At 63.9% G+C, this 10,289-nt stretch carries 10 protein-coding genes and 2 pseudogenes; 3 read left to right on the forward strand and 9 right to left on the reverse strand.

Features of this window, described 5'->3' with window-relative positions:
- From VKI00_RS23250 to VKI00_RS23275, 6 genes and pseudogenes are all read right to left on the reverse strand, one after another.
- Positions 1 to 269, reverse strand: a pseudogene (locus VKI00_RS23250) (GNAT family N-acetyltransferase); the annotation flags it as partial.
- A gap of 41 nt (positions 270 to 310) precedes the next feature.
- A complete protein-coding gene (locus VKI00_RS23255; RefSeq protein ID WP_324441660.1) occupies positions 311 to 1,216 on the reverse strand; it encodes an SAM-dependent methyltransferase in 906 nt (301 codons plus the stop codon).
- Between the two features lie 13 nt (positions 1,217 to 1,229).
- Complete coding sequence (locus VKI00_RS23260) at positions 1,230 to 1,601, reverse strand: DUF3054 domain-containing protein (protein ID WP_324441662.1); 372 nt, start codon at positions 1,599 to 1,601, stop codon at positions 1,230 to 1,232.
- A 10-nt stretch (positions 1,602 to 1,611) separates the two neighbouring features.
- The gene (locus VKI00_RS23265) at positions 1,612 to 3,306 is read right to left on the reverse strand and encodes a sensor domain-containing protein (protein WP_324441664.1); all 1,695 of its coding nucleotides are present in this window, start codon (positions 3,304 to 3,306) and stop codon (positions 1,612 to 1,614) included.
- Between the two features lie 150 nt (positions 3,307 to 3,456).
- Positions 3,457 to 3,747 carry a hypothetical protein gene (locus VKI00_RS23270; RefSeq protein ID WP_324441666.1) on the reverse strand — a complete coding sequence of 97 codons (291 nt, stop codon included), beginning with the start codon at positions 3,745 to 3,747 and terminating at the stop codon, positions 3,457 to 3,459.
- On the reverse strand, positions 3,737 to 4,510 hold the full coding sequence (locus VKI00_RS23275) for a HugZ family protein (protein WP_324441668.1): 774 nt from the start codon (positions 4,508 to 4,510) through the stop codon (positions 3,737 to 3,739). The genes VKI00_RS23270 and VKI00_RS23275 overlap by 11 nt, the downstream gene beginning before the upstream one ends.
- Before the next feature lie 57 nt (positions 4,511 to 4,567).
- Here VKI00_RS23275 and VKI00_RS23280 point away from each other — a divergent pair, with 57 nt between their 5' ends.
- Together VKI00_RS23280 and VKI00_RS23285 are read left to right on the forward strand one after the other, a co-directional pair.
- The gene (locus VKI00_RS23280) at positions 4,568 to 5,737 is read left to right on the forward strand and encodes an acyl-CoA dehydrogenase (protein WP_324441670.1); all 1,170 of its coding nucleotides are present in this window, start codon (positions 4,568 to 4,570) and stop codon (positions 5,735 to 5,737) included.
- Positions 5,738 to 5,748: 11 nt separating this feature from the next.
- Positions 5,749 to 6,897, forward strand: a complete 1,149-nt coding sequence (locus VKI00_RS23285; protein ID WP_324441672.1) for an acyl-CoA dehydrogenase family protein — start codon at positions 5,749 to 5,751, stop codon at positions 6,895 to 6,897.
- On the opposite strand, the gene VKI00_RS23290 is transcribed toward VKI00_RS23285, so the two are convergent.
- The 3 genes from VKI00_RS23290 to VKI00_RS23300 all read right to left on the reverse strand — a co-directional run bounded on the left by VKI00_RS23290 (position 6,894) and on the right by VKI00_RS23300 (position 8,924).
- Positions 6,894 to 7,127 carry a hypothetical protein gene (locus tag VKI00_RS23290; RefSeq protein WP_324441674.1) on the reverse strand — a complete coding sequence of 78 codons (234 nt, stop codon included), beginning with the start codon at positions 7,125 to 7,127 and terminating at the stop codon, positions 6,894 to 6,896. The two genes, VKI00_RS23285 and VKI00_RS23290, sit on opposite strands and share 4 nt — an antisense overlap.
- Before the next feature lie 125 nt (positions 7,128 to 7,252).
- On the reverse strand, positions 7,253 to 8,152 hold the full coding sequence (locus VKI00_RS23295; RefSeq protein ID WP_324441676.1) for a hypothetical protein: 900 nt from the start codon (positions 8,150 to 8,152) through the stop codon (positions 7,253 to 7,255).
- A gap of 409 nt (positions 8,153 to 8,561) precedes the next feature.
- Entirely contained in the window at positions 8,562 to 8,924 is a 363-nt protein-coding gene (locus VKI00_RS23300) for a hypothetical protein (protein ID WP_324441678.1), read from the reverse strand.
- 1,221 nt (positions 8,925 to 10,145) lie between these two features.
- Between VKI00_RS23300 and VKI00_RS23305 the strand changes: the two are divergent.
- Positions 10,146 to 10,289: pseudogene (locus tag VKI00_RS23305) on the forward strand (transposase); the annotation flags it as partial.

Below are 10,289 nucleotides of genomic sequence, written 5' to 3' on the forward strand. Positions count from 1 at the left end.
TCGGCGGTGTCGGCATCGAATCGCCTAAACGCGCCACCGGTGACCGGGACACCGTTCAGCAGCCCGATCAACAAACCGCCATCGGGCGGCGCGAGCTCGGCAGCCGGTACGGGCAACCAGCTGAGGTGCAGCTCCGGAGTACCGCCGTAACGCTGGGAGTACTCAACCGCCAGCTCGGCCAACAGTGGCTGCGCCAACGGGTCATCGGGACCCACCGCCAAGAAACGCAGCTCGGCCGCCTCGGTTGACGGGCTGGATTGGGCTATCACGTTAATGTCCAACGTTTCGATATCGGCCGCATTCCGGCCCGCTACACCAATGTCGCGCTGACGTAGCGGCCCGCGACGGGTGCTGCGGCGAGATCTTGACGGCGCAGACCCGGTAGCCCGGTGGCGTTGAACAGGTCCGCAAGGTCGGTCACGAAGGTTTTCCAGCCAAGCGCCGCCAGCGACTCGGCGGTGTCGTGTTGCTCGTCGACATAAGTGAGCTCGGTCATATCGCCGTCGAAACCGAACGGTTGCCAGCGTTCGGCGAGGGCGTGCTCCTGGCTCGAGAACGGCCTGCTCCGGCTGGGCAGATAATCGGCCGCGACCCTGCTGCCGCCGGCGCTCAATGCGGTGACATTCTTAAGCAACCGGTCATGCGTGGCGGGCGTGAGAAACCCGATGAATAGCCCCTCGGCAATCCACACGGTCGGCTTGCTGGCATCGAAGCCGAGCCGCCGCAGCGCCTCCGGCCACTTCCGGCGGAGATCGATGCCCACCGCGCGTCGGTCGGCGGTCGGCGTGACCGCCAGGCCCCGCAACGTCTGGGTTTTGAACTCGATCACTCCGGGCTGGTCGATCTCGTAGACGGTGGTGCCGGCCGGCCACCACAGCCGATAGGGCCTGGCATCCAGCCCCGACGCCAAGATCACCGCCTGCCGAATGCCGGCCCGGCCGGCATCGGTGAGGAAGTTGTCGAAGAATCGGGTGCGGACCGCGAAAAGATCTGTCAGCAATGCGAATCCGTTGTCGTCACCGAGCTCACTGATGGCACGCTCGCCGCTGGCGACCTGGGTGAAGAAGTCCACTCCCACGGCGCGCACCAACGGCTCGGCGAACGGGTCGTTGATCAGCCCGGCCCTGGTCGCCAAGGCCCTGGCCGTCGCGACCAGCGTCGCGGTGGTTCCGACGCTGGTGGCGGGATCCCAGGTGTCGTGCTCTGTTCGCGCCATAGTCTGGCCGACCCTACGCCCCGCCACGCCGGCGCGCGCCAAGCAGCGCCGCCCGCCAGCCGAGCAGCAGCAGCGCGGTGACCGTTGACGCCACCAGCACGAAACTGGCGGCCACGCCGGCCGAGGTGGCCTTGCGCAATAGCATCCCGACCGCGACGGTGCACACCCACACCACGAGCCCGGTGGGCGCGACGGCCGTCGGGCGTCGCCAGGCTCGAGCGGCTAGCCACCCCACGCCGGTCCCGCTCAGAAACGGCCACGCCGTTGTTGCGATGCCCGCGATATTGAGGCCCTCATCGTGACTGCGCCGACCGACGGCACAGAACACCAGCACACACGCCATATCGACGCCCAGCCACCCCAGACCTCGCCGGGAACGCTCCATGCTGCGGACACTACCCGGGCGCCAGACGCCGGTCGCACTCGTTGAAGTGGCTCGTCGCCCGGCCTGTTGTTTTCGCCTGGTACATCGCAAGATCGGCGTCGCGCAGAATTCCGACGGCGTCGCGGTGATCGTCGGCCCGCACTGTGACGACACCGATACTAGCGGTGATCTGAGCACAAACTGTTCTGCCGCAGTCACTTTCGCCCGAGATGACTATCGGTTCCTCGATCGCTGCATGCAACCGGTCGCCGAGGTCGTCGACTTGCGCGCGCCCGATGGGCGCGGTGAGCAGCGCCACAAACTCGTCGCCACCGACGCGTCCGACGACGTCATCGATGCGCAGTGCTCGACGCAGACGTTGGCCGGCAATCTGAAGGACGGTGTCGCCTGCGTGGTGTCCGAGCGCGTCATTGATGCACTTGAATTTGTCCATGTCGATGAAAAGCACAGCGCCCAAACAATATTCATCGGAGGCGATTGCCTCGCTGATCAACGTGAGAATCTGGGCACGGTTCGGCAGCCCGGTCACCAGATCGTGCGTAGCCTGGTACGTCAGTCGCTGATGGGCGTTGTGTTGTTCGGTGATGTCGATGAACGACACCAGCACCGAGGAACGACTGGGATCGGTCGGATCGAGAAACGACCAATTCACCGACACCCAGATCCGCTGGCCGTCGCCCAGTCGGTCGACGCCGTAAATACAGCCTCGCCTCGGGCTGGTTGTCAGTGTTTCAAGGACTGGTCGCTGATCGGAGCTGAGCAACCGACCGGCGGCGTCGTAGACCGGAACTTTCGCCACCTTGGCGAGCTCGGCGCCGTCGACTCCGGGCACACCCAGTATTCGTAGCGCCGCCGGGTTCGCGGATTCCACTGCGCCGTCCTGCGTGATGACGACGACCCCTTCGTCCAGCGAGGCGACGACGGTTTGGAAGTGCTGTTCAGCGCGCCGCAGGGCGGTCTGGTCAGCGCATAACACGACATATCCGTCGTCCATGCGGGACGCCGACACACGTACGGCCAGCGCGGAGCCATCGGCGCCGTGATGCGTCGCGTGCACGACTCCCCCGCTGGCGATGATCACTGCCGGGTCCAAGGCAGCACCGACCGCCTCGCCGATCGGCAGCCCTAGTGCTGCGGCGGCCGACCGGCTGTAGATTGCTTCGGCAGCCGGATTCCAGCTGGTGACCGCGCCTGCCAAGGTGGTGGCGATGATGCCATCACTGGCGTGGGTGACCAGCGCTGCCTGGAAGCGCAGGCTCGCTTCGGTGGCCCTTTGCGTGGTCAAGTCCCGGAAAACCACATGGTGAGCCGGCTTGCCCTCCCACTCCGTCCAGGCCGCGAGCGCTTCCACCTCGCGGGTTGTGCCGTCGAACGATACGACGACCAGTTCCAAGGGTGGCAACGTGTCGCGTTCGTGCTGCCGTTCGGCAATACGAGCGTGCACCACGGCAAGCGAGTCCGGGTGCACGAAATCGGTGACCCGGCGTCCGATGAACTGGTCGGCCGATTGAGCCGCCATCTTCCGCACCAGAGTTTTGTTGACATACACGTAGCGACCGTCCACGTGCACGCCGATCGCGAGGGGACTGTGGTCCATCAGCCACCGGTACCGCTGTGCGGCTTCGTCGACATGCGACCGCTCAGCCGTGGCCGTCAAATCTTCGATGCCGCCGACGACAGGTTCTTCGCTGATTTGCTTTAACAAGGGCCCCACCTGCCTCATCTAGGCGACGTCGTCATCGCCAGTGCAGCACAGGACGGACGCTTGTGCAGAGAGATGCGCAATGACCGAAGCCGCATCCGCTATAACGCACGCCGCAAATTTGAATGCCCCGTGCGGAACTCCGTGCGCGAGCTATTCGCCTTCGTCGTCGACAAGGTCCTCGTCGTCGAGCAGCTCCTCGTCATCTACAAGGTCCTCGTCGTCGAGAAGGTCTTCGTCGAGCAGGCCCAGATCGAGGGGATCCTCATCGTGGGGGTCAATCACATACTGCTGCCAGTACCCCGGGGCAAAGAAGATCTGGTCCGAACGGTCCAGGTCGTCGCCGACCTGAACTCGAAGGATTCCGTCGTCGACGGAGTAGCTGAATGCGTTGGGGTATTGGACGCCGCCGTCCGCGGTACGGATGTGAATGTCATAAGGCACCGGTCAATCCTTCCACGGCCAGGCGGGCCAATTCTGCCGTGGTCGAACGCAATTGATCGGCAGAGTCGAGCCGTTCCGGAAAACCTACCCGCGCGTACACCGCTCGGCGCGGAGTGCGCACTCGCATGTCCAGGCCGTAGCGATCGATACCCGTGCACACCGCGGTCTCGGTGTCGGGATAGCCGCCGAACGCCCGGGCCATCGCTGCCAGGGCGTCGGCGTGATCGGCGTTGAGATGCGCGATCGCCCCGGCCGCGGCTGGCGCGACCGGATCCGGCGCCGCGGCGTCGTATTGTTCGCCGGTCGCCGAGTCCATCCGGCCATAGCCACCCACCCAACGCACCCGCTGGACGCCCAGTACCCAAAAGGTGAAGTCGCTGAAGTCGAGAAACATTCGGCCGGCGGGCACCGCGTTCACATATGCCGCCCGAACCGCGTCTCGGTCGGCGGCCGAGGGCTGGGAGACCAGCCCGGCCAGGGTGATTCGGCTGCTGGCCAGCGGGTCGCTGTCGCTGCTCGCTGCCACTATCGACAGGCTGGCGCGCGGGTCGCCGGCGAGGTTGCGGCCGTGCTCGGCCAGGGTCGACAAGCACAGCACCGGTTTCCCGCCCAGCAGTCCATAAGCCACGAACGATGCCCACGGGTCACCGGTGGCAGTCAGTGTGGCCAGAGTCGCGGCATTGTTGGCTGCGGCGATGGTGCGTGCCTGCTCAGCCGCGGAGGGACGAGCAGACCCCGGGTCGCCATGATCGCGGATCGCCATAGCCGCGACGCTACCGCCGCAGGTCGGCCACGGTAGCGGCGGTCTTACGATGGCCGGATGAGTAGCTTCAACCCCCACGACCCGCTCGACCTGGACGCGTCGCTCTCCGACGACGAGATCGCCGTGCGCGACACGGTCCGACAATTCTGCGCCGAGAATGTCCTGCCGCACATCGCGGAATGGTTCGAAATCGGTGACCTTCCCGTCCGCGAACTCGCCAAACACTTCGGCCAGCTGGGCCTGCTCGGCATGCATTTAGATGGCTACGGCTGCGGCGGGGCGTCGGCCGTGCATTACGGCCTGGCGTGTACCGAGCTGGAGGCCGCGGACTCCGGTATCCGGTCGATGGTGTCGGTGCAGGGTTCGCTGGCCATGTTCGCGATCTGGAAATTCGGCTCCGAAGAGCAGAAGCAACGTTGGCTGCCCGGCATGGCCGCAGGCGAATTGCTCGGCTGCTTCGGGCTGACCGAGCCCGACGCCGGATCCGACCCGGCGTCGATGACGACGCGGGCGCGACGCGACGGTTCGGACTGGATCCTCAACGGCCGCAAGATGTGGATCACCAACGGATCGGTCGCCGACGTCGCGGTCGTCTGGGCGGGCACCGACGACGGGATCCGGGGATTCATCGTGCCCACCGATACGCCGGGCTTTACCGCCAACACCATTCACCACAAGCTCTCGCTGCGGGCGTCGATCACCAGCGAGCTGGTGCTTGACGACGTGCGCCTGCCCGAGGATGCCCTGCTGCCCGAGGTGAAGGGGCTCAAAGGCCCGCTGTCATGCCTGTCGGAAGCGCGTTACGGCATCGTCTGGGGTTCTATGGGCGCGGCGCGCTCGGCGTGGCAGGCCGCGCTGGATTACGCCACCCAACGCACCCAGTTCGGCCGTCCGATTGCCGGATTCCAGTTGACCCAAGCCAAACTCGTCGATATGGCGGTCGAATTGCACAAGGGCCTGCTGCTCGCGCTGCAGCTGGGACGGCTCAAGGACGGCGTCGGTCTCCGACCTGAGCAGGTCAGTTTCGGCAAGCTCAACAACACCCGTGAAGCGATCGAGATTTGCCGCACCGCGCGAACGATTTTGGGCGGCAACGGGATATCGCTGGAATACCCGGTGATCCGCCACATGGTCAACCTGGAATCGGTGCTGACGTACGAGGGCACGCCAGAAATGCATCAGCTGATCCTTGGCCAGGCGATCACCGGCATGGACGCCTTCCGCTGACAGGAGATCCAATGAGCGCACGCCTGGAGTACACGTCCGAGCATCATCAGTTCCGAGAGATGGTCCACGATTTCGTGCAGCAGACCGTCGTCCCGTCCCACGAACGCTGGGAGCAGGCCGGTTGCCTGGACCGCTCACTGTTCACCGAAGCGGGAAAGCTTGGACTGCTGGCGTTTTCGGTATCAGAGGAGTTCGGCGGACCGGGCGTCGACGACTTTCGGTACAACGCAATCGTCGTCGAAGAACTGCAGCGGGTCGGGGCGGCGGCCGAAGCTGTCGCCATCTCCCTGCAGAACGACATTGTGTTGCCGTATCTCACCGATCTGACGACGACCGAACAAAAGCAACGCTGGCTGCCGAGCGTGGTGACCGGCGAGACGATCATCGGCATCGCGATGACCGAGCCGGGCGCCGGCAGCGACCTGGCCGGGATCCGCAGCACCGCGGTGCGCGACGGCGACCATTACGTCGTCAACGGCGCGAAAACCTTTATCTCCAATGGGCAGACCGGGGACCTGTTCGTCATCGCCGTGCGCACTGCGCCCGACCGCCACAAGGGGCTGTCGCTATTGGTCGTCGACCCGGACACGCCGGGTTTTTCCCGCGGCCGAAACCTCGAGAAGATCGGCCTGCACGCGCAGGACACCAGCGAGCTGAGCTTCACCGATATGCGGGTCCCCGTCGAGAACCTGCTCGGGGATGAAGGCCGGGGCTTCTATCAGCTGATGAACAACCTTCCGCAAGAGCGGCTTTCGCTGGCGGTGGGCGCGGTGGCTGCCGCCGAGGGAGTATTGGCCGAAACCCTCGACTACGTCAAGCAGCGAAATGCCTTTGGCTCACCCATCTCCGGTTTGCAGAATACTCAGTTCGTGCTCGCTGAGCTGGCCACCGAAATCGACGTCGCGCGTACCTATCTCGATGACTGCATCGCCGAGCACCTGATCGGTGAGCTGACCGCAGCCCGGGCGGCCCGGCTGAAATGGTGGACCACCGAACTGCAGGTGCGCACCGCCGACCGCTGCCTGCAGTTGCATGGCGGCTACGGCTACATGCGGGAATACCCGGTGTCGCGCGCATTCGTCGACGCCCGCATCCAGACGATCTACGGCGGGACCACCGAGATCATGAAGACCATCGTCGCCAAGGATCTCGGCATCTAGGGTGACGTCCGCCAGAAGGGCGGCGGGTCGTTGCAGGCCGCGCTGCGCGCTGCCTCTCGGCCCGCTTCCGCGGCGATACGCGCCTCGTTGATTCCGCGTTCCCACTTGTTGCGAGCGGCCCGGTCCGCGGCCCTGGTTCGCCGGCGGGTCGGCATCATCACTCCGCGTTTCCCGGTGTCCGGTGGCGTCGACTTCGGCAACACCAACGTGCCGGTCGGAATGGCTAACACCGGAAACAGCACAGCTCCACCGGGTTTCGTGGTGTAGGTATGGCCCGTGAGGGATGCATGGGTGATATCACTTAGTGATATCACTTAGTAGCGGGGCATGTGGGCCGAATCATGGCCAGCGGTGTCTACTTCCGCGATGCCTGCGCGATCGCCTCGAGAAAGGCTGTCGCCGCGACCTTGGCACCAACCGCGTTGAGGTTGTTCCAGTTGACGCGCGAGTCGATGTTGTCGGAGGTGATGTTGTCGGCGTACCCGTCGTACAGCGCGAAGTACCGCTGATTGTCGTAGCTGCCGGAGACCCTCGTGCCGTCGGGCTTCGTGGACTCGATCGCGGCCAGGTCGAAGAGGTGACGGCCGGCGTACTCGCGGCGGATCAGCGCGTTCAGCCGCTCCCGCGCGACGTTCGCTGCCTGGCCGAACGGGTCGGGCCGGCCGAGAAGTGTCTTCAGCCGTACCTTCAGCTTTTTGAAGAGGCCCGGCTCTTTGGTCAGGGGCACCGTCACGTGGATGAACGTGACGTCGGGGAAGTCCCGCTCCAACGCGGCCATGGTGTCGCGGTACCTCGCGAAGAGCGCGTCGACATCCGTGTCGCTGTCGATGTCACCCCAGCAGAACTTCATCAGAGCGACGTCGACCTGCCGGCCCATCCCATGGCGCATGGTGCGGTCGAAGTCCTCGAAGTTCGGCTTAACGATGAATTTGTGGGCGATGAACCCGCCGTTGGGGCCGGGCTCAGCAAGCCCCTCCTCGATCGGGGGGGCCGAGACACCGTGATCCGCATAGACGCCGGGGATAGCGTTCAGCATTTTCATCCCCACGGAAAAGTGACCGAAGAACACCCTTGTACGGGCCACAGCGGTCAAGTTCGCCGTCGTGATCGCGGACGCCACGTTGCCCTGGATCGATATCGACTTCTCCTTGCTCCAACGGTCAGCCGCCCCCACCGTCACGGCCAGAACGAGCACGACCACGGTGACAACTGCGGCTACGGGGCGACGGAACCTCCATCGGGTTGGGGCCAGCATGCTCCGCCACCTCCTCGTCGCAAACCTCTGGGCTCAGAATCTGGCTCAGAAGATACCATAGGTTCCGTTTAGCAGTCCGTGGGTGACCATGAGTTTGCACAGCCACTCGTTTGGGAATCTTGCCGTTGTAGTTCCGGGGCATGGCGTCAATGATCACGCCCGAGCGGGGCCACCACGTACTTGTGCAGGTGCTGCTTTCGGTAGCAGGCGAGGTCGACATCCCTTATCCCCGACCGCGGCCGCCGAAATCAAGAGGACAGCGATTGAGCATGTGGACCATCTGGGTGGGGGATGCACGGGTGATACCACTTAGCAATTACTCGTGAACTGTTTAGTCAGTGCGCTACTACCTACGCCTCGCCGAACGGCTAGCTTCTAGATTGCCGTGTTAGCGTCGTCGGCCGGATACTCAAACGACGCCCGGTTTTCGGTCCGGGCCTGGGGCCTCTTGATGGTCGTCAACAGGAGTCGGAGCGGCGTGGCGGCCACCCGGCGCCGTGCCGGGCGGATGTCGACGCTGCAGAACATTTCGCCACGTGCGGGGCCGCGAATCGCTCTCTTCCTGGTTCTTTTTTTGGAACTTGAACACCAGCCACAACACGAAAAACACGATAGCCAGGATGGTGATCGTCCAGGCTGCCAATTGAACCCATTTAAAGATGGCCTCGGACCCCAACGTGAGCCAAATGAACTTAGCAGTTTCTTCGATGAGCGAGAGATCTCCCCTGGGGTTCGGGATACGCTCTGCCGGCCACAGAACCAAGAACAACATGTCGGGGCCTCCTTACAGCCACGACACCCCTGGATGGTCTTCCAACCGGGGGCAAGTGTGCGCCGGCTCATTATCACATTTCGCCTGCCGGCGAGTGGGATACTCATGCAAATCGGACGAGTTTCGGTGCGAGCATGACGGTGACGCTGACTGCCGGTGGAGGCTGATCAATCCACCCGCGCTCGTTGTCGGGGGGTAGGCAACTGGCGTCGGTGAAGTCCAGATCACGGTGCCATCAGATTCTTGCCGATGTTGCCAACCCTTGGGTCCGCCGTAGAACGTCTTCAGTAAATGGTGGCACCGACTAGCTAAAGAACACTCAACTCATCGGGTGCTACCAAGCCTAGAACGGCACAGTCGGCCGGTTCAGAGGGCCGGTACGACGACAGGCATGTGGCGGTGGGCGTTGTACCAGAACGCGCGCGGTTCGCCGCCGGGGTGGCGAGCCAAGCGCGGTAGGGATTAGGCGGGTGGCGCGGGTGGCGCGGGTGGCGGTGAGCTGGCCGGTCCGGGCGCAGCCGCATTTCCATGCAGGCACTGCTGATATTCCTCAGTACCTGGGACGTTGTCAGCGCCGCAGCTGCAATCATGAATTTGCTCGGCGGTGGGAAGCGAATTGCAAAAGTCGCTACCAGCCGAGGCCGATGGTGCGGTCCACATAACACCAGCGGCCAAGGCTGCCGCGGCAGCACCGACCGTGGCCATCAATACTCTCGTCTTCATGTTGGGATTCCTTTTCTCTAGAAGACCACGGCACTCCGCCGCCGCTGGTTGTGCTAGCCGAATAGTAGGGTTTCAAGGAGAAAGTCGCAGACTTCATGTGGTAGCCGTTCGCCGAAGAACGTTTCAGCGGTCGCGGTCCCTTAAGGCTTGGTGACGTTTATGACCACCTGACTGTAGGGCTCCATCACAGTGCAAGGAGGTGGTTCGTGCCGACTACCGTCCAATTTCTCGAAGAAAGGACCATGCTGTACTTGGGGTTCGCCGAATGGTGTCCACCAGGCCTGCGTCGTCGAGGCCACGCAGTACCTCGGCGTCCGGTAACCGCAGTTCGAACATACCTTCGATTATGCCTGGCCGGTCGGACATAGCAACTAACGCGTTGACTCATCCGATATGCGCGCGAAAGGCCCCGAAATGGTGCTTCGTTGCCTCATCTGAAATGCGCGCGTGCGGCGCGCCTACGTGATCGGTCAGCCATGACCTCGGTAGGCCCAGATGATGGGGTTGACGGTGGCCGAGCGCAGGGCAGTGACCGAGACGACCGCGATCCGCTATTCGTTGGCGGACAAACGGACCAAGGGCATCATTCTCGACGAGTTGTGCGCCACCACGGGCTGGCACCGTAATCATGCCCGTAAAGCG

This window comes from Mycobacterium sp. (assembly GCF_035314665.1).
Lineage (GTDB): Bacteria > Actinomycetota > Actinomycetes > Mycobacteriales > Mycobacteriaceae > Mycobacterium.